At 43.5% G+C, this 25,737-nt stretch carries 23 protein-coding genes; 19 read left to right on the top strand and 4 right to left on the bottom strand.

Annotated features, from left to right (window positions below; genetic code table 11):
- Positions 1–179 precede the first annotated feature (179 nt).
- Together F885_RS11475 and mobA are read left to right on the top strand one after the other, a co-directional pair.
- Positions 180–2,960 (top strand): nitrate reductase, encoded by a 2,781-nt coding sequence (locus F885_RS11475; RefSeq protein ID WP_005315888.1) that lies wholly within the window; start codon positions 180–182, stop codon positions 2,958–2,960.
- Entirely contained in the window at positions 2,957–3,583 is a 627-nt protein-coding gene (mobA, locus tag F885_RS11480; RefSeq protein ID WP_005315885.1) for a molybdenum cofactor guanylyltransferase, read from the top strand. Before F885_RS11475 ends, mobA begins: the two co-directional genes overlap by 4 nt.
- On the opposite strand, the gene F885_RS11485 is transcribed toward mobA, so the two are convergent.
- Together F885_RS11485 and F885_RS21345 are read right to left on the bottom strand one after the other, a co-directional pair.
- Positions 3,580–4,737, bottom strand: a complete 1,158-nt coding sequence (locus F885_RS11485) for a YbfB/YjiJ family MFS transporter (protein WP_005315882.1) — start codon at positions 4,735–4,737, stop codon at positions 3,580–3,582. The two genes, mobA and F885_RS11485, sit on opposite strands and share 4 nt — an antisense overlap.
- Before the next feature lie 19 nt (positions 4,738–4,756).
- Entirely contained in the window at positions 4,757–4,882 is a 126-nt protein-coding gene (locus F885_RS21345; protein ID WP_265596692.1) for a hypothetical protein, read from the bottom strand.
- Between the two features lie 102 nt (positions 4,883–4,984).
- Between F885_RS21345 and F885_RS11490 the strand changes: the two genes are divergently transcribed.
- The 8 genes from F885_RS11490 (at position 4,985) to F885_RS11525 (ending at position 12,428) form a co-directional block, all read left to right on the top strand.
- Positions 4,985–5,875, top strand: coding sequence for a LysR family transcriptional regulator (locus tag F885_RS11490; protein ID WP_005315879.1), 891 nt, complete (start codon positions 4,985–4,987; stop codon positions 5,873–5,875).
- 163 nt (positions 5,876–6,038) lie between these two features.
- The gene (locus F885_RS11495; protein WP_005315876.1) at positions 6,039–7,025 is read left to right on the top strand and encodes a quinone oxidoreductase family protein; all 987 of its coding nucleotides are present in this window, start codon (positions 6,039–6,041) and stop codon (positions 7,023–7,025) included.
- An 11-nt stretch (positions 7,026–7,036) separates the two neighbouring features.
- Positions 7,037–7,885: a TauD/TfdA dioxygenase family protein gene (locus F885_RS11500; protein WP_005315873.1), complete on the top strand. Its 849-nt coding sequence runs from the start codon at positions 7,037–7,039 to the stop codon at positions 7,883–7,885.
- Positions 7,886–7,944: 59 nt separating this feature from the next.
- On the top strand, positions 7,945–8,997 hold the full coding sequence (locus F885_RS11505) for a beta-keto acid cleavage family enzyme (protein ID WP_005203332.1): 1,053 nt from the start codon (positions 7,945–7,947) through the stop codon (positions 8,995–8,997).
- A 117-nt stretch (positions 8,998–9,114) separates the two neighbouring features.
- Positions 9,115–10,455 (top strand): MFS transporter, encoded by a 1,341-nt coding sequence (locus F885_RS11510; RefSeq protein ID WP_005315857.1) that lies wholly within the window; start codon positions 9,115–9,117, stop codon positions 10,453–10,455.
- A complete protein-coding gene (locus tag F885_RS11515) occupies positions 10,452–11,099 on the top strand; it encodes a DsbA family oxidoreductase (RefSeq protein ID WP_005315854.1) in 648 nt (215 codons plus the stop codon). Before F885_RS11510 ends, F885_RS11515 begins: the two co-directional genes overlap by 4 nt.
- 5 nt (positions 11,100–11,104) lie before the next feature.
- Positions 11,105–11,431, top strand: a complete 327-nt coding sequence (locus F885_RS11520; protein ID WP_005315851.1) for a Rieske (2Fe-2S) protein — start codon at positions 11,105–11,107, stop codon at positions 11,429–11,431.
- Entirely contained in the window at positions 11,424–12,428 is a 1,005-nt protein-coding gene (locus F885_RS11525) for a YeiH family protein (RefSeq protein ID WP_005315848.1), read from the top strand. Before F885_RS11520 ends, F885_RS11525 begins: the two co-directional genes overlap by 8 nt.
- Positions 12,429–12,501: 73 nt before the next feature.
- Here the strand turns inward: F885_RS11525 and F885_RS11530 are convergent, their stop codons facing one another.
- Complete coding sequence (locus tag F885_RS11530) at positions 12,502–13,518, bottom strand: AraC family transcriptional regulator (RefSeq protein WP_005315844.1); 1,017 nt, start codon at positions 13,516–13,518, stop codon at positions 12,502–12,504.
- A gap of 299 nt (positions 13,519–13,817) precedes the next feature.
- Here F885_RS11530 and F885_RS11535 point away from each other — a divergent pair, with 299 nt between their 5' ends.
- Positions 13,818–14,411, top strand: a complete 594-nt coding sequence (locus F885_RS11535) for an RBBP9/YdeN family alpha/beta hydrolase (protein ID WP_005315841.1) — start codon at positions 13,818–13,820, stop codon at positions 14,409–14,411.
- Positions 14,412–14,641: 230 nt separating this feature from the next.
- Entirely contained in the window at positions 14,642–16,474 is a 1,833-nt protein-coding gene (locus tag F885_RS11540) for a DUF1302 domain-containing protein (RefSeq protein WP_005315837.1), read from the top strand.
- Between the two features lie 73 nt (positions 16,475–16,547).
- Here the strand turns inward: F885_RS11540 and dsdA are convergent, their stop codons facing one another.
- The gene (gene dsdA, locus F885_RS11545) at positions 16,548–17,873 is read right to left on the bottom strand and encodes a D-serine ammonia-lyase (protein WP_005315834.1); all 1,326 of its coding nucleotides are present in this window, start codon (positions 17,871–17,873) and stop codon (positions 16,548–16,550) included.
- A gap of 327 nt (positions 17,874–18,200) precedes the next feature.
- Between dsdA and F885_RS11550 the strand changes: the two genes are divergently transcribed.
- From F885_RS11550 to F885_RS11580, 7 genes are all read left to right on the top strand, one after another.
- Positions 18,201–19,079 (top strand): MaoC family dehydratase, encoded by an 879-nt coding sequence (locus F885_RS11550; protein ID WP_005203352.1) that lies wholly within the window; start codon positions 18,201–18,203, stop codon positions 19,077–19,079.
- Between the two features lie 18 nt (positions 19,080–19,097).
- On the top strand, positions 19,098–21,377 hold the full coding sequence (locus F885_RS11555) for a molybdopterin-dependent oxidoreductase (protein ID WP_005315831.1): 2,280 nt from the start codon (positions 19,098–19,100) through the stop codon (positions 21,375–21,377).
- A gap of 292 nt (positions 21,378–21,669) precedes the next feature.
- Positions 21,670–22,701: a GTP 3',8-cyclase MoaA gene (moaA, locus tag F885_RS11560; protein ID WP_005315829.1), complete on the top strand. Its 1,032-nt coding sequence runs from the start codon at positions 21,670–21,672 to the stop codon at positions 22,699–22,701.
- 24 nt (positions 22,702–22,725) lie between these two features.
- A complete protein-coding gene (locus F885_RS11565; protein WP_005315826.1) occupies positions 22,726–22,977 on the top strand; it encodes a MoaD/ThiS family protein in 252 nt (83 codons plus the stop codon).
- Positions 22,978–22,979: 2 nt separating this feature from the next.
- Positions 22,980–23,519 carry a molybdenum cofactor biosynthesis protein MoaE gene (locus tag F885_RS11570; RefSeq protein ID WP_005315823.1) on the top strand — a complete coding sequence of 180 codons (540 nt, stop codon included), beginning with the start codon at positions 22,980–22,982 and terminating at the stop codon, positions 23,517–23,519.
- Between the two features lie 17 nt (positions 23,520–23,536).
- Positions 23,537–24,460, top strand: a complete 924-nt coding sequence (gene moaCB / locus F885_RS11575) for a bifunctional molybdenum cofactor biosynthesis protein MoaC/MoaB (RefSeq protein WP_005315820.1) — start codon at positions 23,537–23,539, stop codon at positions 24,458–24,460.
- Entirely contained in the window at positions 24,460–25,689 is a 1,230-nt protein-coding gene (locus tag F885_RS11580) for a molybdopterin molybdotransferase MoeA (protein ID WP_005315818.1), read from the top strand. The genes moaCB and F885_RS11580 overlap by 1 nt, the downstream gene beginning before the upstream one ends.
- Positions 25,690–25,737: the final 48 nt, after the last annotated feature.

Here is a 25,737-nt window from a genome sequence, read left to right as displayed (position 1 = left end):
GTACATCCTTGCTACCGCAGCTCAACAAGGCGGCATCCATGCCGCCTGTCACGATAGTGTGTGATGAGAAAAATCTAGTTTTAGAAGGTTTGTCCATAAGCTGAAACTGGAGAAGAACTCAGAATGATTTTTTAGTTGAGTGTAAAGTTCAGCGGATTAACTAGGTAAAAGGGGCAGTCATGAACAGTATTCAAAATCTAGAACACAGTCGCTCCGATCAAGCAGAAACAATCATTACAAAAACAACATGTCCCTATTGTGGCGTGGGCTGTGGTGTGGATGTCAGTGTCCAACATAAAACGCATGGCACGACGGTACAAGTTGCAGGTGATCTGGATCATCCTTCAAACTTTGGACGACTCTGTATTAAAGGCAGCAACTTAGCCGATACGCTAGGTTTGGAAACTCGTGTTTTGCATCCCATGTTTGGCCGTAAAAACCATCGACAAGTCATGATATGGGATCAGGCGATTGAGAAAATTGCAGACCAGTTTCAAGCCTGTATTAATCAATATGGCGCAGACAGTGTTGCATTTTATGTCTCAGGTCAGTTGCTGACTGAAGACTATTATGTGGTGAATAAGTTTGTAAAAGGCTATTTGGGCACTGCCAATATTGATACCAACTCACGCCTATGTATGTCCTCTGCGGTTGCAGCGCATAAACGTGCCTTCGGTGAAGATATTGTTCCAGCCAGTTATGAAGACTTTGAACATACGGATATGGTGGTTCTGGTTGGCTCTAATACGGCATGGTGTCATCCCGTGCTGTATCAACGCATCATGCAAGCCAAGAGCAAGAATCCTGATTTATTTGTGGTGGTGGTCGATCCTCGTTTTACCAGTACCTGCGAGCAAGCAGATTTACATTTGCCAATCTTACCTGGTCAGGATGTGGCTTTATTTAATGGTCTGTTTCAGCATCTTTACCATCATGATTATATCGACCAGCATTTTGTAGAGACCTATACCGAAGGTTTAGCGGCGCTGTTAGCAGCGAGTGAAAGCGAGAAAGATTTTAATACTTTGGTGAAACGTACAGGAATTTCTGCAGAAAAATTACAGCTGTTTTTTGATAAATTTGCCCAAACAGAAAAAGTGATCACCTTGTTTTCGATGGGGGTTAATCAATCATCTCAAGGAGTCAATAAAGCCAATAGCATTATCAACTGTCATTTACTCACTGGAAAAATTGGAAAATTAGGTGCAGCACCATTTTCAATGACGGGTCAACCCAATGCCATGGGCGGTCGTGAGGTAGGTGGCTTGGCCAATATGTTGGCTGCACATCTGGATTTGGATAATCTTTCTCATCAAAATTTAGTCCAAAGTTTTTGGAGCAGCCCCGTGATAGCCAAGCAAGCTGGTTTAAAAGCAGTGGATTTATTCCAAGCGGTGGAAAGTGGCAAAATTAAAGCGATCTGGATTATGGCAACCAATCCTGTGGTGAGCTTACCCGATGCAGATCAAGTCAAACGTGCCTTGGAAAAATGTGAGTTTGTGGTGGTTTCTGATATTTGTGCGGATACAGATACCACAGCTTATGCAGATGTCTTGTTACCCGCATTAGGTTGGGGGGAGAAAGATGGTACGGTCACCAATTCTGAACGCCGTATTTCACGGCAACGTGCCTTTTTAAATCCACCAAAGCAAGCCAAAGCGGATTGGTGGGCGGTGGCAGAGGTTGCGAAAAAACTGGGTTTTACTGGTTTTGAGTTTAGCAATGCCTGTGACATTTTTAATGAACATGCGGCTTTATCGGCCTATCAAAATGCCAGTGTTGACCAACGTGACCAAGTTGAAAATTTCCGTTATTTCAATTTAAAAGGGCTAATGAATTTAAGTCTGGATGAATATAACCATTTACGCCCAACTCAATGGCCTGTGTGGGAGAAAGGGCAAAGCATCGCCGTGGAGCAGTTATTTGATTGTGGCAGTTTTAGCCATAAAAACAAAAAAGCCAAGCTGATTCCTACCGTTGCTATTGATCCAGTGCATGCCATCTCTGAAGATTATCCATTGGTGTTGAATACAGGACGTATCCGTGATCAATGGCATACCATGACTCGTACGGGTTTATCGGCAAACCTCACTACGCATCGCGCTGAACCATTTTGCGAGATTCACCCGAATGATGCGTTAAAATTTGGTATCCGTGATAAAGCTTTGGTGGAAGTCCGCTCACAATGGGGCCGTTGTGTATTGCGTGTGACGCTAGCACAAGGTGTGCGTCGTGGCCAAATCTTTGCCCCGATTCACTGGACTGAGCAAGTCGCTTCTGATGCGCGGATTGGTAAAGTGGTCAATCCAGTGGTGGATGCGATCTCAGGCGAACCTGAATTCAAACATACACCCGTTGCGATTCAGCCGTTCCATACCACTTGGCAAGGGGTACTCTATGTACGTGAAGGCTTTGAACATCAGATTAAAGCATCTTTACAACGTTGTGCATGGTGGACCAAGATCAAAACAGCAAAAGCGATGCGTTATGAAATTGCTGATCGTCACAGCTTTGATGAAACCCAAAAGAATCTGAAAAGCTTCCTGCCTTTTGTAGATGAAACCTATGAATGGTTAAGTCTGGAGGATATTTCATCGCAGCTCAGCCATAGTGTGATTTTAAAAGATGGTATCCTGATTGCCAGTTTATATATTGCACCTGTCGATTTATTGCCAAATCGGGATTGGGTGGCGAGTCTGTTTAAACGTGAACGATTAAGTGCCTTGCATCGTAAAGCTTTGCTGGCGGGAATGCCGATGTCTGCGGCAAATAACGATGGACCATTGGTTTGTAGTTGTTTTAAAGTGGGTAAGAATAAAATTATTGAAGCCATCAAAACGCAAAACATCACCCATGAAAAACAAGTCACGGCATGTTTAAAAGCAGGTGGAAATTGTGGTTCTTGTTTACCTGAGATACGCGGCTTGATTAAAACCTGTCAATTGGAGGCAGAAGCATGAATACAGAATATCCCACTACAGATCTGGTGATCTTAGCGGGAGGGCAAGCGCGCCGTATGAATGGCATGAATAAGCTGCTGCAACAGTTTGATGATCAGATTCAGCTGTCAAAAATTTGTGAAAGTTTTAAGACTCAGGTTAAACACATTTGGGTGAATAGCCACCGTGATAACTCGATATATAAACAGATTGAACCTGATATTCGATGTTATGCAGATGATCAAAATGGTTTTCTCGGACCCTTGATGGGGATGAAAAGTGCATGGTCACATTTGCAAGCCGACTATGCCTTATTTATTCCCTGTGATGTGACTTATATTCCCAATCAGGTTGTGCTTAAACTGCATCGCGCTTTGCAAAAGCAGCCACAGGCACAAGTGGCCTATGTCAATATCAATGGTGATGCCTTATATCCATTTTGTTTACTTAAGCGAGAAAGTATATCGGTGTTGGAGCAAGCGATTGCTGAGCATAAACTGAGTTTACGAGATTGTTTTGAGCAACTAAATGCCCAAGTCGTACATTTTCAAAAGCAAGGCCTGTTTTGTCATAGTATTAACTCATTAGATGAACTGCAACAATACAAGCAGATGAAGGTTTTTAAGCAATCTATTTCTGGTTAATGGATCGCCTCAGCTGATTTCAGACTAATCACTGCTGCAATTAATAATGCCGTAGCTGCGGTAATCAGTGAGCTATTGAGCGTATGATAGATCGCGAATAGGGCATTCACTACGATTGGGCCGATGATCTGACCTAAGCCATAAACAACAGTCATCAAGGCAATTAAATTATTTTGTGCTTGGCGAGCGATACGCTGTGCCACCGGCATGACAATGGTCACCGTTCCCATAAAGGTTGCACCGACCAAGAATGCACTGAACAAATAACCTAAAGTCGTTGGTAGAAGGATGGGCAATACAACACCGAAAGCCTGTAATCCTAAATTAGAAGATAAAGCGACTTGTGTACCAAAGCTGCTGTGGATGCGATGCCAGAAAAAACACGAAGGAATCGCACCCAAACCAAAGATTGCCCAGATCTGTGCAGCATCAAGATTAGGCAGGGCATTTCTGACCAATAAGGGTAGATAGGTTGCGGTAATGATGTAGCCAAAACCCGCCAAGGCATAAATCACAATCAGAGCGTAGGCATGGGGTGCTTTGCGATTTGTGCTAGATATCTCATGAGTTCCAACAGTATTCGGTTGAGCCCGCGATAAACCAAACATTGCAATGCAACCAAGGACCAGACTGGATAGACCGAGCAATAACCACAGTATTTTGCTGTGCCAACTCAGATGTGTGCCCAAAACCAAAAGCTCGGCAGAGAGCGCGATACCAAGACCAACCCCTGCATACAAGATAGGGGCTTGTTGCGTTTGTTTCTGCTGTTCAAGCAGCCATAATGAAGCAGATACCATGGCAAAAGCGCTAAAAACGCCAGCCAAACCCCGAATCAAGATGATCAGGCCAATCGTGTTAATACAACTGAGTAGGATCAGACAAAGTACGGTACCCACTGTGGCAACAATACTACCGAGATAACTCTGCTGGGATTTCATCTTGATCGCAAATAAAGCACCCAACAGATAGCCCGCATAGTTTGCAGAAGCAGCCAAACTGGCATGCTGTAGATTAATGATGCCTTCATCAATCATATGTGGATAGACTGCAGTAAACGCAAAGCGCCCGAAACCCATGCCAATTGCCATAATCAAGGCTGCACTGATCGCTGATTGCAGGGCACGGTTGCTGTTTTTTGCTGGCTCAGTCATGACCTGTTCACTCCAACAATTAGTCGCTATGACTGATGTGCGAGAGAGGTTGTGCTTTGGCAAGAAATTTGTAGTCAAATACATAGAGTGCATAGCTGAAGAAGCTTAAAATACAGATTAAAAATAACAGCTTAGTAGCAGACATTGTTTGACCCATCTTTCGGTGTTGAGAAATGAATAGCTATTTAAACAAGCGCTATTAATCATGTAAAATGATTTAAATTGATACCAACTATCTCTAATAGTGATGGCGATGCAGATTAAATCTTTAGAAATTTTTATGATGGTGGTGAAGTTAGGCAGTTTTTCCGAGGCGGCAAAAACGCTCTATACGGTACAATCCAATGTCACCAGTCATATCAAAAAACTGGAAACAGAGTTGAATGTCGAGTTGCTACATCGGCAGAACCCAATTCAACCGACCAGAGCTGGGGTACAATTGTATGGTTATGCTGAAAAAATGTTGCATCTGCAAAAAGAGCTGTTGGACACGTTCTCCCATAGTCAGCTGACAGCCAATTTTCCTTTAGCGATTGGGAGCATGGAAACCACGGCTGCGGTTCGACTACCAGCGTTGATCCGCGATTTACAACAGCACAGCCCAGATTTTCCTTTTGCGTTATCGACCGCACCTACACGAGATTTAATTGATTTAGTCCATTCATCCAAGCTGGATTGTGCATTTGTAGCACATCATTCACCAATCGACGGGATGTTTAATTTACATGTCTGGACTGAGCAATTGGTGCTTATTTCTTCAAAGCATGTGCCTGAACGACTTACAAATGACGATCTGATTCAAAAGAAATTTATTGCTTTTAAGCAAGGCTGTAGTTACCGCAAAGCCATTGATCAGTTCTTATCTGTCCATCATTTACCCGCAGCCAATGTAATTGAAATGGGCAGCCTAGATGGCATTATCAGCTGTGTCAGTCTAGATGTTGGCCTTGCAATTTTACCGATCAGCTATGTACAGCAATCTCATTTTGCCCAAAGTGTGAAGATTCATCCCATTGACTCGGCTACAGCGCAGATCAATACCTACCTGATTGCACATCGTGATATGAGCACATGGGCAACCAATATGCATCATTTCGTTGAGCATGTGAAAGGCATGAATCTGCAGCTTGAGAAATAACCCCTAAGCTTTGCGCCGTTCTATAAAAGAATCCTATCGATTGAGTATTTGTCGCCAAAGGTGATGTCCGTGTCGTGTTAAGTAAAGTCGACATTCTCCTGAGTATTGTATTTTTTAGTCATATTACTTCGGCACTGAATAAAAATACAAGATGGACAGGAAAATGACGTTGAATAAAGCGATACGGTTCTACGGAACAGGGACTCCAGAGGTGATGCGCTATGAGGACATCGAAGTCGGCGCACCTGCGGTTGGTCAAGTACGTCTACGCCATGTAGCGGTGGGCCTCAATTATGCTGATACCTATTTCCGCGATGGGACTTATCCGATTCCCTTACCAAATGGTATGGGTGTCGAAGCCTCTGGCATTATCGAAGCGGTGGGTGATGGCGTAACCGATTTTGTGGTGGGTGATCGCGTCACCTATACAGGGTTTTTGAATACGCTTGGCGCTTATAGCACCGAACGCCTTATTGCCGCAGATGCATTAATCAAACTCCCTGACGATATTTCCTGTGAAACTGCGGCTGCAATGACCATGCGTGGTTTAACGGCGGCCTATCTGATGCGTCGTATCTATGACTTTAAAGCAGGCGATTGCATTTTATTACATGCAGCCGCAGGTGGTGTGGGGCTAATCGTTTCGCAATGGGCCAAACTGTTGGGGCTAAACGTGATTGGGACCACCTCGACGGATGAAAAAGCAGCGGTAGCACGTGCCTATGGCTGTGATCATGTGATTAATTATAGCCATGAGAATGTGGCTGAACGGGTGCGTGAGTTGACCGATGGCATTGGGGTCAATGTGGTCTTTGATAGTGTGGGCAAAAATACCTTTATGGCCTCATTAGACTCACTCAAACGCCGTGGTTTATTGGTTTGCGTAGGCACCGCATCAGGGCCAATTCCTGACTTTAACCCTGTGTTACTGGCAATGAAAGGTTCGTTGTTTATCACCCGTCCAGCTTTAGCCGATTATATTGCCGATCCAGAAGAAAAAAGAGCCTTAGCCAAGGAACTGTTTGATCATGTGAGCAGTGGACGCATCAAGATCGAGATCAATCATCGCTATGCACTTGAAGATGCCGTACAAGCACATCGTGATCTGGAAGCACGTAAAACCATAGGTTCATCCATTTTTGTGATTTGAAGGGATTTCTGATGCAAATTGAACAGTTAACTTGCAATATTGGTGCAGAACTACATGGTGTCCACTTAGCCGATGCGATTCATGATGACGGGCTATTCACTGAAATTCGGACGCAATTGCTAAAACATCGCGTGGTGTTCTTGCGTAATCAGCAGATGACGCGGGCTGAACATGTGGCTTTTGCCGAACGATTTGGGCCGTTGGAAGATCATCCTGCGGTGGGTAGTCATCCAGATCATCCAGGTTTGGTACAAATTTATAAACATCCTGACAGCCCGATTGATCGGTATGAAAATGCGTGGCATAGCGATGCCAGCTGGCGCAAAATTCCACCGATGGGATGTGTACTGCGTTGTGTGGAATGTCCACCTGTTGGCGGCGATACCATGTGGACCAATATGGTGATGGCCTATGAAAATCTGCCTGAAGATATCAAGGAAAAGATTGCGCCTTTACGTGCTTATCACAGTATCGAAGCCAGTTTTGGGGCTGCCATGCCCATCGAAAAACGTTTGGCATTGAAGGCACAGTTTCCAGATGCTGAGCATCCTGTGGTACGAACGCATCCAGAGACAGGTGAGCAGATTCTCTATGTCAATGCATTCACCACCCATTTTAGTAATTACCACACCAAAGACCGCGTACGGTTTGGGCAGGATGCCAATCCAGGTGCAGGAGATCTACTGCGTTACTTAATCACCCAAGCGGCGATTCCTGAATATCAGGTGCGCTGGAGTTGGGAGCCGAATAGCATCGCTATTTGGGATAATCGAAGTACCCAACATTATGCAGTGATGGATTACCCGCCATGCCACCGGAAAATGGAGCGGGCAGGTATCGTCGGTGATGCAACCTATTAAATTCCAAATCCAAGCTTTTAATTCAATACCGTTTTATAAAATACAAACAGGAGATGCACATGCAATTCTTTGACGATTCTTTGCACCCAGAAAATATGGAAAAAGTGGTCATTACTGTAGCGCCTTATGGCCCAGAGTGGATGCCAGAGGACTTTCCCGAAGATATTCCAGTGACCATGGATGAGCAGATTCAGAAAGCGGTGGAATGCTATGAGGCAGGCGCGACAGTGCTGCATTTGCATGTGCGTGAACTGGATGGTAAGGGCTCTAAACGTTTATCCAAGTTTAATGAACTGATTGCAGGGGTGCGTGAAGCCGTGCCCGATATGATTATTCAAGTCGGTGGCTCGATCTCCTTTGCACCTGAAAGCGAAGGTGAGGCCGCTTTGTGGCTGAGTGATGATACCCGTCATATGCTGGCTGAATTAACACCAAAACCTGATCAGGTCACAGTGGCAATTAACACCACCCAAATGAACATCATGGAGTTGCTCTATCCAGAATATTTGGAAGGCACATCTTTGGCACATCCTGCAATTCAGGAAGCTTATGCTGAAATGACTGTTCCAGCAGGACCCGCGTGGGTCGCAGAGCATTTAAAACGCCTTTGCCAAAATAATATTCAGCCGCATTTTCAACTGACTGGAATGCATGGCCTAGAGACCCTAGAACGGATGGTACGTAAGGGCTTATACATGGGGCCATTGAATTTGACTTGGATTGGAATTGGCGGTGGATTCGATGGGCCAAATCCATTTAACTTCTTTAATTTTATTCACCGTGTACCAGATGGTTGCACCCTGACTTCGGAATCATTGCTTAAAAATGTATTGCCATTCAATACCATGTCGATGGCGATGGGTTTTCATGCACGGGTTGGTAATGAAGATACCATTATCGATCATCGTGGTCAGCGTTTCTCATCTGTACAACAAATTCAGCAAACTGTACGTATTGCACATGAATTAGGTCGTGAAGTGGCAACAGGCCCAGAGGCACGAGAAATCTATCGGATTGGTGTGCAATATCAAAGTATTGAAGAAACGTTGCAGGCCAATGGTATGTCACCAAATCGTCAAGCAAAACAAAAAGGTGTACCTCAGCGCCATTAAGTCTGAGCAGCAATGGATTGAATGTCACAATAAATGCAGTACGCAGCAAGCGTATTCAAATAGCAAGCCACGTACTGCAATCAAAAATATAAATCATAACAATACAAGGAGGTTGCTATGGGTGCTCATCCATATACCGTACATACGGATCATGTTGATACCTCAATGAATGTCCCGCGCCGTTATGCATGGCTGGTATTTGCACTGACATTTGGCTTGTTGATTTCAGACTATATGTCTCGGCAAGTGCTAAATGCGGTATTTCCATTGATTAAAACTGAATGGGCATTGACCGATAGCCAGCTTGGCTTATTGAGCGGTATTGTCGCGTTGATGGTCGGTATCTTAACTTTGCCCTTATCCTTACTGGCGGACCGTTTTGGACGCGTGAAAAGCTTGGTCATTATGGCGGTGCTATGGAGTCTGGCGACTTTGGGTTGTGCTGTTGCTGAAAACTATCAGCAAATGTTTGTGGCCCGTTTTATGGTCGGTGTGGGTGAGGCTGCTTATGGCAGTGTTGGCATTGCAGTGGTAGTGGCGATTTTTCCACGCGAAATGCGAGCCACGCTGGCCAGTGCATTTATGGCAGGTGGAGTATTCGGCTCATTTCTCGGCATGGCACTGGGCGGTGTGATGGCTGAGCATTTTGGCTGGCGTTGGGCATTTGGTGGTATGGCATTGTTTGGTTTGATCTTGGCCTTGCTTTATCCCATGGTGGTTAAAGAAAAAAGAGTCAATCTAAGCAGCAAGACATCCCACAACATTCAGAAACAGCAACAGAGCAAACAATGTTTAAGCACGATTTATTCAAGTCGATCAGTGGTCGCAACCTATATCGGTAGTGGCTTTCAACTGTTTGTTGGCGGCACCGTCATTGTGTGGATGCCGAGTTATTTAAATCGTTATTACGGCATGAATACCGATTCTGCAGGTGTGTTGGCCGCCGTGATTGTACTGTGTAGTGCGGTCGGGAGCATTCTATGTGGCATGCTCAGTGATCGCTTTGGCCAAAACTGCCCAGATCGTAAGGTGAGTTTAGCAATTGGCTACTGTATCGGGAGTTGCGTACTACTTTCGATTGCGTTTGCAATGCCTGCAGGAAAATCCCAATTGTTGCTGATCTGCATTGGGATGTTTATTGCGTTGGGAACCAATGGCCCATCCAGTGCGATGGTGGCCAATCTCACCCATAACAGCGTCCACAGTACAGCTTTCGCCACTTTAACCTTAGCCAATAACTTGTTGGGATTGGCACTCGGCCCTTTAGTTATAGGCAAGCTCTCCGATGTGATTGGTTTAGATCATGCCTTTCAATGGATGCCTTTGGTCAGCATGGTCGCAGCAGCCGTGTTTCTCTATGCCAAAAACTATTACCACCAAGATATTGCACGATTAACTGAGCAAGCAGTTTTACCCAATCTAGACAGCACTCGTTCAAGTGGTGCGGAAGAAAAATGATGATGCGTGAATTAAATATCGATGTCTTTTTTGATTTTATTTGTCCGTGGTGCCTAATCGGAAAACGTCAGTTACAGGCTGCAATTGTGCAATTACAGCAAAGTGATCCTGAAGTTGAAGTCATTGTACATTGGCATGGTATGCAGTTACTTCCTGAGATTCCGATAGCGGGTGTCGATTTCAAACAGTTCTATCAAAAACGATTGGGCAGTTTAGACGCTGTAAAACAACGCCAAACCCAAGTGCGTCAGGCAGCCAAGACAGTTAGTGTCGAGCTGCATTTTGAAAAAATCAAATGGATGCCAAATACGGCTCAAGCGCATCATCTGTTTCAAAGCGTTTTAAAACTGGGAACAGCGCAGCAAGCAGAGCATTTATTGGAACAGCTTTTTGCTGCCTATTTTGGAGCAGGTGAAAACTTGGGAGATAGCGCTGTGTTGCAAAGGATTCTCAAGCAATGTGGTTACTCGGTGAATGAACAGGGCCGTGGATGGTCGGAAGTCAATCCGTCTTTTCAGTCGACTTATACAGGGGCAAACGGCGTACCCTATTTTATTTTTGATGGTTACCTGACCTTGGCTGGTGCACATTCAGTCGATGTGCTCTATCAAGCCATGTTAGAAGCCTTGGTGGTACAAGGATAAGGGCAATGACTATTCGTTTTCAGGTTCCACAAGAAAAAATCCCAGTATCAGGTGCGAGAGCTTTTCTTCAAATTCAGGGGAAAAATATTGCACTGTTTCATATTGGTACACAGTTTTATGCGATTGAGGATCGCTGCCCACATCAAGGTGCGTCTTTATTTAGCGGCAAATTAGAAGGGCAAGCGATTCGTTGTTGTGCCCATGGTTTGGTTTTTGATCTGGCGACGGGATATATGTTGAATTCAAAGCATTTAAAAGTGGCGGCCTATCCGGTTGAAGTCGATGCAGCGCAGCTATTTATCCTGATAGATACAGGAGAAAACAATGACTAAATTCATGGATTTTCGTCTGCGTACCCGTGAGTTGATGCCAGGCTTCATTGTTAGTAGCGTTGTCGCAGCAGCAGCCTGTTTTCTTTCAGAGCATTATGGCGCACCTGTGATGTTATTTGCTTTGCTGTTGGGAATGGGCTTGAACTTTCTTTCTAGTGAAAGTCAATGTAAAGCAGGCATCGAATTTACGGCACGAACAGTGTTACGCATCGGGATTGCCTTGTTGGGGATGCGGATTACGCTAGGACAAATTACCGCGTTGGGCTGGCAACCGATTGTACTGGTGATCACATTGGTGATCGTGACGATTTCAGTTTCAGTGATGACCGCGAAAATTCTGGGGTTCAAAAAACTTTTTGGGATGTTGACCGGCGGTGCAACTGCAATTTGTGGTGCATCAGCAGCCTTGGCTTTATCCGCTGCATTTCCGCAACATCCCCAAAAAGAAAAAGCCACGCTATTCACCGTCATTGGTGTTTCCGCATTGTCCACCTTAGCTATGATCGTTTATCCGATGATTGCACGATGGTTAGAACTATCGCCACAGCAGGCAGGTATATTTTTAGGGGCAACTATCCATGATGTTGCTCAAGTTGTGGGGGCAGGATATAGCATGTCGGCAGAAACAGGTGATACTGCAACCGTAGTTAAATTGATGCGGGTTGCCATGTTATTGCCTGTCATTATTTGCGCGGCAATGATCACACGTATGCAAGGTGGAGATGCGACAGGCAAACATCCACCTTTATTGCCTTGGTTTGCAGTTGGTTTTTTAATGCTTGCCTGTATAAATAGTACGGGTTGGGTTCCAAGCATGCTACAGCAAGGGGTGAATGAATTATCGAAATGGTGTTTGGTGATTGCAATTAGTGCCTTAGGCATGAAAACACAACTGAAGGAACTGGCTTCTGTTGGAATCAAACCGATTTTACTGATGCTGGGTGAAACCATTTTCTTGGTGGTGCTGGTTTTACTGTTAATGCATTGGATGTTTTAGAGAGCAATACCTCATCATCATATGCTGTCGAGATCAAAGACAAGTAGTCGGCTTTAATCTCCAAACTTTGTGTTTAGGACTTCATAACTGTCTTGTTGTTATTACGCCAAGTGGTGGGTGACATACCAAATTCACTGCTAAACCAACGGGTAAATGAACTTGGCATTGAATAACCTAAAATATCCGAGACCTGTCCTAGAGAGTAATTCAGGTTTTTTAGATAGCGAAAAACTAGATTGCGGCGCACATCGTTGATCAACACACTAAAGTTGGTATGTGCAGCTTCCAGTCGGCGCTGTAGGGTACGGACGTTGATGCCATGAGTATGGGCGACTTGATCAATCGTGGCCCGTCCCATAGGCAGAAGCAGATGAATACTTTTACGAATATCAAAAATAATTGAAGATTCACTTTCCCGATGCAATAGATCCGTTTCAAGAAAACGTTTGGCATGTGCCAGCATCGTGGTATTGGCGTGTGGATTGGTTTTATCTAATTCCGTTGCATTGCAAACAATACCGTTAAATTCGCTGCCAAACTCTAGTGAACAACCAAACATACGTTGGTGCATCGCCGTATCATGTGGGGCATCATGGGTAAAATGAATACTCAAAGGGTGCCATTTTTGCAAAAAAGCAGCACAGAAACGATGGGTAATGCCTAAAGCAAGCTCGATGGCTTGACGACTGTACTCTGTCGCTGCAGTAATTACCTCGACTCGAATAATGACGGTATGACCGACTTCTTCAATATACATTTCCAAGGCGTTATTGATTAGATTTCGATATTGCACAAGGGTGTATAAGCCATCACGCAAGGTATGTTGATAACTCAATAATAAACTCAGTTCGCCAAAATCTGCGAGTTGGCGTTGTTCAGCCATATGCAAACCGAAGTATTCACAACCACTTAACTGTGCTGATTGTTCCAGTAGCGTCACCGCTTTGTCTACGGGAATACGCTGTGCACTATCTTGTAGCTGTGCAGGATAGATGCCCGCATCGGACAACAGTTGGTATGGATTCAGGTCTAATTGCTGGCTGACAGCTAAATAATTTTTAAGCACAGCAGTATGGGCGAGTGGCACCATGCTGATCTCCCGATTTTTAAAATAACCTTCCTAGTTATGCTGTATTTATAACTAAAATATGCTGTTTGGAAAAGTACTAAGGCTTATATAAATTCATGTTGGCATGATGATTATTGTTTTTGAAGCGACTTTTTCTGCAAAGCATATTGATATATATGAGATCGTTTGAAGCGTGCTGTCATCAAATGAAAAGTGCCTGTCGTGCCATGTATATCCGTCGCTCTATTGACCCTCTATGTTGAATATGACGTGATGCGTCCCCGTTATTTTTATCAAAACAAGGGTTGATTGGTGTAAAGATGGAAAAAATACAAACAGAGGCGACGGTTTTAATTATCCCAGGTTTGCGGGACCATGTGGCTTCGCATTGGCAAACCATTCTAGAAACACGCTTAGCTAAGGTCCGTTCAGTGCCACCTTTGCAAGAAGATAAGCTCAACTGTACAAAACGTGTTGCTGCAATACAGGCTGAGCTGGAAAAAATACAAGGTCCAGTGATTCTGGTAGCGCATAGCGCAGGGGTACTAATGGCGATACATTGGGCCGCGCGGTATCAACATTCTATTCAAGGGGCATTGCTGGTGACACCACCTGACTTGAATGACGTTTGGCCAGAACATTATCCTTCGCCCCAAATGCTCAGACAAGCAGGATGGTCGCCGTTGCCCGATCAAGTGCTGCCATTTCCAAGTATTGTGGCTGCTAGTGTCAATGATCCATTAGCGCATTTTAATGCCGTGGCGGCAATGGCGAAAACATGGGGCAGTGTATTGATTAATCTAGGTGCTGTCGGGCATCTCAATCCTGTATCTGGGTTTGGTCCGTGGCCTCAGGCAGAACAATTGATTCAGCAATTGGATTGTAAGGTAGATCAACCGAGCCTGATTGCATAATTAATTTTGCTACAAACCAACCTAAAACATTGTCTTATGCCGAACCATGTTTGGCTAGATTTTTTTGATTTCACATTTAAGTACAACATGCCTTGAAGCATAAAGGCCCATCGGAAGGCCGGGTTTGAACCCAATTGCTTACAACAAAAATAGAACGACCTGAAATGATTACATTTTGCTGAATGGGTCAGGTGTTAATTATTCATACATCATATCGATATGGAGATGGTATGGTTTGTCATATTAAACATTCAAATGAACAAATAACCACTGCTATTTTAGCTCAAACAACGCTGCTGTTGGGATTGCTGTGTTCACTTTCAGATGCTTCAGCAGCCAGTTATCAAATCAATGAAGGCTGGCGTTTAGAGAGCAATAGCACGATTGCGCTGGGGGCAAGTTGGAGTACCCAAGCGCCATCAGCCGCATTGTTATATAAACCCGATGCCAATCATATTGGCAAAAATGGCTTGAGTGTAGATATTAACGGTGATGATGGACGTGCCAACTTCGATCGCGGGGATGCCATTTCACAAATCGTTAAAGGTTTAACCGAATTTCGTTTAAACGGAGCACAACAAGGTGCAGTGTTGAGTGCCAAGTATTGGTATGACCATGCCTATGAAACTGGGAAAGGTGATTTAAAGCCTTTCGATGATGCTGAGTGGCCTGGTCTGGTTAAGTTTAAGGGGATTGAGCTATGGGATGCCTATCTCTGGAAAAATATCGAATTTGATTCCAAGCAGTCTCTCAACCTAAAACTGGGTAAACATCGCTTGAATTGGGGTAAATCCCAATTTTTCCAAAATGGCCTGAACTCTGTTAGTGCCTTTGATTTTGCAGCCATCAATCGACCTGCCAGTGAAGCCAAAGAACGGACAATTCCGGTCGAGATGTTGTCTTTTGAAGCTGCGATTCAACCAAACTTAAAATTAGAAGGATTCTATCAATTCAAGTTTAGACCGTCAGTGGTAGATGGTTGCGGGACCTTTTTTGCAATTTCAGATTTTGTCCCCGAAAATTGTGGACCGATTATGTTAACGGTGACACCGGGTGACAAGTTAACTGAAACTGCTGCCAAGGCGCAAACTTATATCCCTCGTTCAGCCAGTCATTACGCAAAAGACAGTGGGCAATACGGTGTTGCACTGAAACGAAATTTATCGAGCCTGAATCAAGCTGAATTGGGTGTTTATTTCGCCAACTATCATCATCGTAATGCAAACTTTGATGGTATCGCCGTGACTGCTGCTGGCGTTGAAAACTTTAAAACGGCACGTTTTTTTTCTATTTATCCTGAAAATATCAAGATCTATGGTCTAAGCCTGAGTGGAAAGGTCGGTACAACCCAGCTATTCAGTGAGTTGAGCTATAAACCCAATCAACCCTTACAGTTGAATGGAACAGATATTGTCTATGCTCAGGTGCTCTCAAAAGAAACACCACTTAAACCTGCAGGTGTTGCTGCTGAGTTTGGCGAGTATCTGCAAGGATATGTCCGTTTGCCAGTCACACAATTCTCCATTGGCGCCACTGATAGCATTGCAGGCATTTTAAAAGCAGATCGTTTGTCTTGGGGTGCTGAATTCGCTGTGAATCATATCGCCAATATTGGCAATCATCGCTTTGGTCGGGTTGGGGTTTTTGGTCGCAGTGAATTATCAACAGGCGCTTATGATTCAGAAACAGGTGAGTTTAAGTGTACGCCCTATGGCACAGCAAACCTTCCGAATGATGCTGTTGATCGTTTGAATGAACGTTATTGCAATAAAGATGGTTTCTTTAGTGAATGGTCATATGGTTATCGCTTACGTGCAGCTCTAAGTTATCAAGACCTTTTACCTGCAACGGTGATTACACCCAGTTTAACTTTCCGCCATGATGTATCTGGATATAGCCAAAATTTTCAGCAAGGGCAAATGAGTCTGGCTGCCGCAGTATCGGCCAACTTTCGACAAAAATATTCAGCAGAAGTTCTGTATCAAAACTTTTTTGGATCAAATGACTTTAGTACCATTGATGACAGAGACTTTATATCACTTGCCTTTAAATATAGTTTTTAATTCATTTAAGTAAATCAATAAGTATTCAAACAGCGTGGCTTGCGTCGCGCTGTTTGAGCCTAAGTAAAGGGCTTTAAGCTTTTGCCAGATAATTTTGCATTTCTTCTGCGGGAACCATCCCGCCACCCGTCCCCCATACAATATGATTGGCATGCTGTAACTGCTGTTCAGTAAATTGATGCAAATCGATATAAGCTTGATGGTTGCTAACTAAAATTGGCCCTAACATACCTGCGAGCGCAGAAGGTTCAAGTTTCAGGTTTTCAGACTGGTTGAGCATTCCGAGCAAGCGATACATGGTTGGGTCATCCAATGTATAAAAACCATCTAATAATCGTTGCATGGCACGGCCAACAAAGCCTGAAGCGCGGCCCACAGCAAGGCCATCTGCCGCCGTAATATTGTCAATGCCAATATCCTGAACTGAAATTTCATCATGTAGGCCAGTCGCGACACCGAGTAACATACACGGAGAATGGGTAGGTTCAGCAAAGATACAATGGACATGATCGCCAAACGCCATTTTTAGGCCAAATGCAACACCGCCAGGCCCGCCACCCACACCACAAGGCAAATAAACAAATAAAGGATGTGCTTGATCCACAACAATACGCTGTTGATCCAATTGTTTCTTTAAACGTTCACCTGCAACGGCATAACCTAAGAACAGGGTTTTAGAATTTTCATCATCAATAAAAAAACAATTTGGATTTTCTAATGCTGCTTTTCGGCCTGCTTCTACAGCAACACCATAGTCTTGTTCGTACTCAATCACGGTTACACCATGAGCACGTAACTTATCTTTCTTCCATTGTCGTGCATCGGCTGACATATGCACGGTCACATCAAAGCCCAACTTTGCGCTCATGATGCCAATCGAGAGGCCAAGATTGCCTGTAGAGCCGACAGCAATACTGTATTGACTAAAAAATTCTCTAAATTCTGGGCTATTCAGTTTGGCATAATCATCGTCAAGAGTGAGCAAATTGGCTTGTAGCGCAAGCTGCTCGGCTCGATAAAGTACCTCATAGATACCACCTCGTGCCTTAATCGATCCCGAAATAGGGAGATGACTATCTTTTTTCAACCATAGTTTGCCTGCAATTTTTTGCTCGAAGTGCGTTTCAAGTGATTGCTGCATATTCGGGATATCGATCAGATCAGACTCAATGATGCCTTGAGCTGCAAGGGTTTCTGGAAAAACAGCCATGAGGTAGGGTGCAAAACGCTGTAAACGGTCGCGAGCATCATCAATATCGGCTTGTGTCAACCCAACATAGGGCAAGCCTTGCTTAAGCGTGGTGAATGACGGGTTAAACCAGATCGTCTCTTTAAGTTCAATCAGGTCTTTAACAATGGGATAGTGTGTAACAAGGTTTTGAATTTGATTCGAATCCATTCGGTTTCTCATAAAATTTTACATACATCAATAACAGCGAATTGCCCAAAGCGGTTCTATGCATTTGGATAAGTCTTCCAGTAAGCTTGAGATTAAACCAAGAACAGTGATTTTTCACGTTTTTAATGCAGAGTTTTGGTGAATGATATTATTTGATTGGAGATTAACTTTTGTTAATTTCTGACCAGTACACTTGACCTTTGTTAAAATGAGTTCTATTTTGGAACTTAATTGATTTTCGACCATATCAGGCTTGTCTAATCAGGACTAAAATTAACCCAATTATGGTTTGAAAACTGAGAAAAATAAAAGGAACAGGAGTTTCATATGTTTGCGATTCGTTACCAACAGATTCCATTGCAATTTTTATTTGAACATCAGGCAACTTTAACAGGGCTTGGGAAAATTGGTTTGCGTAGTCTCAAAAAGCATAAGCACACGCAACAGGTCGATTGGCAGTCATTAGCATCGATTAATGAGGTGATTGACCCACCAAGCCTTGAATTGATAGACCACTATGTAAGTTGGAGTGGTGCTGAGCCGAGTAAATATCAAACTTCAATTCCACCGCATATGGTGTCGCAATGGGGACTGTCGTTTGCAACACGTTTGCTGTTACAAACCAACTATCCATTGAGTCAAGTCATCAATCAAGGCATAAGTCTCAAGGTTCATGGTAAGCTTCCAAGAGATCAAAAGCTGCTCATCCAAGCCAAGATCGCCAATGTAGATGAACGTAATGGTTTAGCGCGTATTTCAGTTCAAATTACCACAGGTACAATTGCCGAACCTGAACTGGTAGAAGCGCAGCTACATATGGCTTTTATTCTGCCTCATTTTGAAAAAATCAAACGCTCTGAAACGAGTGACACGAAGCTTTGGCACACATTAGGCGAATGGTCGACTCGTTCAGATGATGGTTTGAAATTTGCCTTACTCACAGGTGACTTTAATCCGATTCATTGGATTACACCATTAGCCAAACTGTCAAACTTTGGTCAAAAAGTGCTGCATGGCTTTGGAGTATTCGCACGTAGTTTTGAATTACTGCCAGAACCAATTCAGCAAATCGATGTCCGCTTCCTAAAACCCGTCAAACTTCCTTCAGAACATAACCGAGTGGAAATTAGTTCTGAGCAGATGCAAAAGTATGTCCGTGTTGTCGGTTCGGCAGGACAGATCTGTTTAATGGGTCAATATTCATAAAATAATAAGGTGACAAAAATGACGACTGCCACAGCAATCAAACAGGATGTAACCGCTTGTATTCTATGTTCACGTAATTGTGGACTCAGTGTAGAGATTGAAAATAACCAGTTTAAGAAGATTAAAGGCGATGATCAGCATCCTTTTTCGCAAGGCTATATCTGTCAAAAAGCCGCACGTTTACAGCATTACCAACAACATGCTGATCGTTTAACTTCACCGCTAAAACGTCAGGCAGATGGTTCCTATCAAGAGATCAGCTGGGAACAAGCCATTCAGGAAATTGCAGAGCAGCTTGTACAGATTCGAAATACCCATGGTGGAACAGCCTTTGCATCGGTAGGTGGTGGTGGTCAGGGCAATCATTTAGGCGCTGCTTATGGTCGTCAGTTGCTCTATGCCATGAAAAGTTTCTATGCCTACAACTCTTTGGCGCAGGAAAAAACAGGTGATTTCTGGGTGAATGGCCGTTTATTTGGTAGTCAATCCTGTCATACTACTGAAGATGTGGAATATGCAGATTATGTGCTGTTTATCGGAACCAATCCTTTTCAAGCGCATGGCATTCCAAATGCCAGAGACACCTTAAAACATATCAAAAAAGATCCAAACCGCACCATGGTGGTATTTGACCCACGGGTGACGGAAACGGCTAAACAAGCCGATATTCATGTGCAATTAAAGCCAGGTACCGATGCTTATCTGATGTCGGCTATGATCGCAATCATGCTGAAAGAAGGGCTATATGATCAGCAGTTTATTCAGCAGCATACCCATGGCTTTGATCAGGTTAAACAAGCCTTTTTAGCGGTTCCAATCGAAGAATATATTCAGAAAGCCGATGTTTCAGTCGAACTGATTTACCAGATTGTCCGTGATTTCGCTCAAGCACAACGTGCTTGTGTCCGGATTGACCTTGGTATTCAACACACCTTGAATACCACTTTAAATGGTTATTTGGAAAAGCTTTTATATTTACTCACAGGAAATTTTGGTAAACAAGGTGCTAATAATCTACATACCATGTTTATTCCAATTTTGACCAACACTGATGAGCGCAACCCAAAGTATCGCCGTACGGTTTTTCATAAAATGTTCCCGATTTCAGGCTTCTTTCCTCCGAATATCTTGCCCGATGAAATCTTAAAAGCAGGTGAGAAACAGGTTCGTGCGGTGTTTGTGGACAGCTGTAATCCTTTGCTTACTTATCCAGATACCGCTGCATATGAGCAAGCATTCCAGTCTCTTGAGTTATTGGTGGTGGTCGATGTGGCAATGACAGAAACAGCACGTTTAGCGCATTATGTTTTGCCTGCACATAGCCAATTTGAAAAGTGGGAATTCACAGGCTTTAATCTGGAATTTCCGAAGAATGGCTTTCATTTACGCCATCCACTTTTTAAAGCACAAGGTAATAGCCTGCCTGAAGCCGAGATCTACACACGTTTGCTGGAAGCTATGCAAGTGATGCCGAAACAGTTTCCTATTCTAAGTAAAATTGCGAAAAAGGATTCTGCACATACGGCTTATCTCGCTTATTTTGCTGCACTTGGTGCAAACTTTGCGAAAAATAAGAAGCAGATTCCATTTGCGGCATCGATTGTATATCGCACCTTGGGTAAGACTTTGCCAAATGATGCCGCCTCTACAGCCTTATTACTTCCATTGTGTATGCAATATGCGGCTCAGCACTATAAAGCGGTTAAGCAAGCAGGATACGAAGGTAATCGATTTAATCTGGGGGTAAAATTATTCCAGACCATTTTGCAGCAACGGTCGGGTGTGGTGTTATCACAACATGACTATGCTGATGTGTGGAGCTTGATTGCCTATAAAGACAAGAAAATTCGATTGGCAATTCCTGAGATGTTTATCGAGTTAGCCCAGTTAAAACAGCAATCTTTGACTTTAAACGATGCCTATCCCTTCATTTTGCTTGCGGGTGAACGCCGTAGTTATAACGCCAATCAAATTTATCGTGATCCTGCATGGCGTAAAGTTGATGCCGAAGGTCGCTTGAGAATGAATCCTGAAGATGCATTGAGTTTTGGCGTTGAAACAGGTCATGCGCTGCAATGTATTTCTGAGCATGGCAAGATTCAGGTCATAGTTGAACTTGATGAAGGAATGCGCAAGGGCGTGGTGTCTTTACCACATGGTTATGGCTTACGTTATCGCGGTGGCGAGCCAATAGGGCCGCAATTGAATCGTCTGACCTCTACCCAGCATTGTGATCCTTTGTCAAAGACGCCATATCATAAATATGTACCCGTTCGATTGGAACGCTTAAGTACTTAGACGATCGGTGAGTTGATTTAATCAGATATTTGCACCATCTTATTGCATATTAAATAAAATATGCCATGGGATGGTGCAAAGTAAATTGAACAAAAATACTCAGGACAAAACCTATTTTTGTTTATAGATTGAAAGAGTTGTTCTTTTGAATGAATAAGCAACATCGGCAATGCTGATAGGGTAAAACTGGAATAATTATTGCTGTAATAAAAACAATTCACTGTGATGAGTAAAACAAGGACGCACAGAACTTGTGCTAAACCCAGTTCAAAGATTCACAATATGAGTGCATATGATGAAGCATGAAATAGATGACACGAGTATACCGATCTTACAAGATCAGTATGGTCGTATTAAGCGCAAGTTACGGATTTCCGTGACAGACCGTTGCAATTTCAAATGCATTTACTGTATGCCTGAACATCCTGAATGGATGAAAAAACAAGATCTACTCAGTTTCGAGGCACTGTTTATTTTCTGTCAATATATGGTTGGACAGGGCATTGAAAATATCCGTATCACTGGTGGTGAGCCTTTGATGCGTCAAGGTGTGGTGCATTTTATCCGTGATTTGCAAAGTTTAAGAGCTTTGGGGCTAAAACGTATTTCAATCACAACCAATGGTCATTATTTGGCGAAGTATGCTGAGCCATTGAAGCAGGCAGGTTTGGATGATCTCAATATTAGTTTGGATAGCCTTGATCCGCTTCAATTTAAACAACTGACTAAAAAAGAGCTTGCCCCTGTATTTGCTGGTATTGAAGCCGCAACAAAAGTTGGTCTGCCATTCAAAATTAATTGTGTACTGATGCAAGGTCAGAATGATGACCAAATTGTGCCGATGGTGAAATGGGCCAAACAGCATAATATTCCGTTGCGTTTTATCGAATTTATGCCGCTGGATGGTGATCAGCACTGGACGGATCAAGCCGTGGTCAGTGAAGCGGAAATCTTAAAGCAGCTCTCAGCGCATTATGATATTCAGGTCTTAGAACAACAGCATGAACCTGCACGCCTCTATCAGCTTGATGGCCAATATAAACTCGGTATTATTTCAACCATTACCCATTCATTTTGTGGGGACTGTGATCGAATTCGATTGACGGCTCAAGGTGAGTTATATAATTGTTTATTTGCAAAACAAGGTCTAAATATAAAACCTGATCTGCAACAGGCAATCAAACAAAAAGCTGAGCTCAAATCGTTAGCATTCCATCAACTTGATCAAAAAATTAAGCCTTATATTTGGAAGAAAGCGCAGGGTTATCATGCAATACAACATCAGCAAGCACGTAAAATTAGTATGCATATGCTTGGTGGTTAGTGAGGGAAGTTGTTTGGAGAAAATATGCAAACTATTGAGATAAAAATAGAAGCCTTTGGCGCAATTGAACGGTTATTACCCAAGGCGCTGGCATTTGAGTTTGCAAAAGATCAAATGGTCAAAGATGTACTGTCACATATTATCAATCTTTATCCAGATGCTGACTCCGCGATGGAAAAATGTGCCTGTGCGATAGGTGAGGAAATCGTGACACGTCAAACCGCATTAGAAACATCCTGTACTTTAGTTTTGTTGTCGCCAGTAGCGGGAGGATAAATATGCGTGAATTTGCCCGAGTCCAAGATCAGGCTTTAAGCCTCGATCACTTTGATCCGATTCAATCCTTTCCTGAATGCGGTGGGGTTGATATTTTTATTGGAACTGTGCGTAATCACCACGAAGGAAAAGCGGTTAAAGCACTGAAATATACCTCTTATACGCCTGTCGCAGAAAAGATGATTCGCGCAATTGAACAGGAAATCAAAGATAAATATCAGGTTTCTTATGTACGTGTCATGCATCGGATCGGTTACTTGGATGTCAGTGAAACCGCGATTATCGCGATTGCCTATGCAGCACATCGCCGTGAAGCCTTTCAAGCCTGTGAAGAGGCCGTAGAAAGGGTCAAACATGAAGTGCCGATCTGGAAAGAAGAGTTTTTTATGGATGGCACCAGTCAATATGTAGAAGGCTGTTGTATTCGTAAAGATCAAACCGATAATGTTCAAGCGAAAATCCCCCTCAGTCCCCCTTTATTAAAGAGGGATTTACCCGAGCATCACCATGAAAATTGTAGCCATGAGCATACACACGAATAAAGCGTCAGGAAGTTAAAATGAAAAATGTTGGGATGAAACCCGAGAGTTATCGTGTTGCAGAAGCGCAAGCGATTTTACATGCACCCGCACATTGCATTCAGTTGTTACGAGACGGTAATACCGAAAAAGGTGATGCTTTAAAAACTGCACGTATCGCAGGTATTTTGGCCGCTAAACGTACGGATGAGCTGATTCCACTCTGTCATCCATTACCGATTTATCGTGCCGATGTCGATTATGATCTACATGACGACCATGTGGTGATTTTGACCACAGTTGAAACCATTGGCCCAACAGGCGTGGAAATGGAAGCTTTAACGGCTGCAAGTCTGGCAGGTTTAACGTTATATGACATGTTAAAACCGCATTGTGAGCCAGAAGAGCTGTGTTTAGATCAGTGTAAATTGCTGAAGAAAAAGGGTGGAAAATCACACTTTAAACGTACGTTGCGCCAACCTGTTTCAGCGGCTGTAATTGTACTGTCAGATACTGTTGCAGCGGGTCGTAAACCCGATACCGCAGGTAAGTCCGTGGTTGAGACTTTGACTGAAGCAGGCTTTAATCCGATTCATTATCAGATTTTGCCTGATGAAGCAGATCAGCTCAAAGATTTAGTGTTAGAACTGACCAAATCTTATGCATGCATTATGACGATCGGAGGTACTGGTATTGGTAAGCGCGATATCACCGTGGATACCTTAGAACCACTATTAGAACGCAAACTCGACGGCTTAATGGAAGCGGCACGTTCATTTGGACAAAAACGCACGCCATATGCAGCCATGTCACGTGGTGTTGCAGGCTTTATTGATCGCTCATTGTTGGTGACTTTACCAGGAAGTCGTGGTGGTGCGAGCGAATCAATGGCGGCAATCCTACCAGCCTTGGTTCATATTTTTGACGTTTGTCGTGATTTACCTCATCCGGGAGGTTATGAATAATGTCAGGGTGTGGTGCTGAAAAAGGTTTGATTAGTATTGATGAGGCCTTAGCCTTGGTGCAAACACAACCGAAAGCTTTAAACGTTGAGACATTACCTTTAGCCGATGGACTGAATCGTTATCTCGCCAAAGCGATCTATTCCAATGTCGATCTACCAAGTTTCTCGCAAAGTGCAGTCGATGGTTATGCCCTGAATAGTGCTGCTGATCATCTGCAAGATGCAGTCTTTGACGTGATTGGTGAAATTAAAGCGGGTAGTGAATCTGAGTATCAGCTCAAAGATGGGCAAGCAATTCGTATTTTTACAGGCGGGAAAACACCTGAGGGAACAACGCATGTTGCTCGACAAGAAATTGTCTTCGTTGAAGCCAATCAAACCATTCGCTTGACTGAACACATTCAGCCTCAAGCAGATATTCGTTTTGTCGGTGAGGAAGTGCAACGGGGTCAGCAATTGGCGGATGTTGGACAAAGAATCAATATTGGTGCACTGGCAGCACTAAGTATGGCAGGTGTGCAAAGTATTGATGTTTTTCAATCACCTAAAGTGGTTGTGGTCATTACAGGGGATGAAGTTGCTGAAACGCCTGAGGACTTGCAGGCAGGGAAAGTTTTTGATGCCAATGGCCCACTATTGAAAGCTTGGTTGCAAGACTATGGTATAGATGCAGAAGTCTTACATCTTGCAGATGAAGCCGCAGAGGTGACGCAGTGTTTTGAACGCCTAAAACAGAAATATGATTTGATCATTACCACGGGCGGTGTTTCCGTTGGCGATTATGATTTTGTTCGCCCATGCGCGTTTGAAACAGGTTTTGAGCAAATCTTTTGGAAGGTAAAACAAAAACCAGGCAAGCCATTATTCTTTGCCGAATACACACAGCAAGATCATCGTTGCTATTTGTTAGGTTTACCCGGCAATCCTGCTGCCGTGTATGTGTGTATGCAGGTGTATGGCAAAGCTTTGCTTGATGCCTTTCAGAACCAACGCCAACCTTTGCAGTGGTTGAGTGGCGTACTGACCCATGATTTAAAATCGGATGCACGTGAACGTTTTTTAAGAATGCAGGCTTATTTTGATCAAGGGCAGCTCAAGTTTAAAAGCTTGGCGAAGCAGCAATCGCATATGCTGAGCAACTTAATGCAAGCAAATAGTCTGGTACGTATCCCAGCCAATACGAAATTGGGTGCAGGACAAATCCTTTCTGGGCTATTCATTTACAACTAAATTGTTTTGATGAATTTATGTAAAATGACTGAATATTGGTATTTTTAG

Source organism: Acinetobacter higginsii, assembly GCF_000369845.1.
Lineage (GTDB): Bacteria > Pseudomonadota > Gammaproteobacteria > Pseudomonadales > Moraxellaceae > Acinetobacter > Acinetobacter higginsii.
The sequence above is the reverse complement of the archived record's forward strand: the minus strand, read 5'-3'. Positions and strand labels throughout refer to the sequence as shown.

Coding starts and splice junctions, on each gene's coding strand:
- F885_RS11475 (WP_005315888.1), top strand. CDS start 180: ATGAACAGTATTCAAAATCTAGAACACAGTCGCTCCGATCAAGCAGAA.
- mobA (WP_005315885.1), top strand. CDS start 2,957: ATGAATACAGAATATCCCACTACAGATCTGGTGATCTTAGCGGGAGGG.
- F885_RS11485 (WP_005315882.1), bottom strand. CDS start 4,737: ATGACTGAGCCAGCAAAAAACAGCAACCGTGCCCTGCAATCAGCGATC.
- F885_RS21345 (WP_265596692.1), bottom strand. CDS start 4,882: ATGTCTGCTACTAAGCTGTTATTTTTAATCTGTATTTTAAGCTTCTTC.
- F885_RS11490 (WP_005315879.1), top strand. CDS start 4,985: ATGGCGATGCAGATTAAATCTTTAGAAATTTTTATGATGGTGGTGAAG.
- F885_RS11495 (WP_005315876.1), top strand. CDS start 6,039: ATGACGTTGAATAAAGCGATACGGTTCTACGGAACAGGGACTCCAGAG.
- F885_RS11500 (WP_005315873.1), top strand. CDS start 7,037: ATGCAAATTGAACAGTTAACTTGCAATATTGGTGCAGAACTACATGGT.
- F885_RS11505 (WP_005203332.1), top strand. CDS start 7,945: ATGCAATTCTTTGACGATTCTTTGCACCCAGAAAATATGGAAAAAGTG.
- F885_RS11510 (WP_005315857.1), top strand. CDS start 9,115: ATGGGTGCTCATCCATATACCGTACATACGGATCATGTTGATACCTCA.
- F885_RS11515 (WP_005315854.1), top strand. CDS start 10,452: ATGATGATGCGTGAATTAAATATCGATGTCTTTTTTGATTTTATTTGT.
- F885_RS11520 (WP_005315851.1), top strand. CDS start 11,105: ATGACTATTCGTTTTCAGGTTCCACAAGAAAAAATCCCAGTATCAGGT.
- F885_RS11525 (WP_005315848.1), top strand. CDS start 11,424: ATGACTAAATTCATGGATTTTCGTCTGCGTACCCGTGAGTTGATGCCA.
- F885_RS11530 (WP_005315844.1), bottom strand. CDS start 13,518: ATGGTGCCACTCGCCCATACTGCTGTGCTTAAAAATTATTTAGCTGTC.
- F885_RS11535 (WP_005315841.1), top strand. CDS start 13,818: ATGGAAAAAATACAAACAGAGGCGACGGTTTTAATTATCCCAGGTTTG.
- F885_RS11540 (WP_005315837.1), top strand. CDS start 14,642: ATGGTTTGTCATATTAAACATTCAAATGAACAAATAACCACTGCTATT.
- dsdA (WP_005315834.1), bottom strand. CDS start 17,873: ATGGATTCGAATCAAATTCAAAACCTTGTTACACACTATCCCATTGTT.
- F885_RS11550 (WP_005203352.1), top strand. CDS start 18,201: ATGTTTGCGATTCGTTACCAACAGATTCCATTGCAATTTTTATTTGAA.
- F885_RS11555 (WP_005315831.1), top strand. CDS start 19,098: ATGACGACTGCCACAGCAATCAAACAGGATGTAACCGCTTGTATTCTA.
- moaA (WP_005315829.1), top strand. CDS start 21,670: ATGATGAAGCATGAAATAGATGACACGAGTATACCGATCTTACAAGAT.
- F885_RS11565 (WP_005315826.1), top strand. CDS start 22,726: ATGCAAACTATTGAGATAAAAATAGAAGCCTTTGGCGCAATTGAACGG.
- F885_RS11570 (WP_005315823.1), top strand. CDS start 22,980: ATGCGTGAATTTGCCCGAGTCCAAGATCAGGCTTTAAGCCTCGATCAC.
- moaCB (WP_005315820.1), top strand. CDS start 23,537: ATGAAAAATGTTGGGATGAAACCCGAGAGTTATCGTGTTGCAGAAGCG.
- F885_RS11580 (WP_005315818.1), top strand. CDS start 24,460: ATGTCAGGGTGTGGTGCTGAAAAAGGTTTGATTAGTATTGATGAGGCC.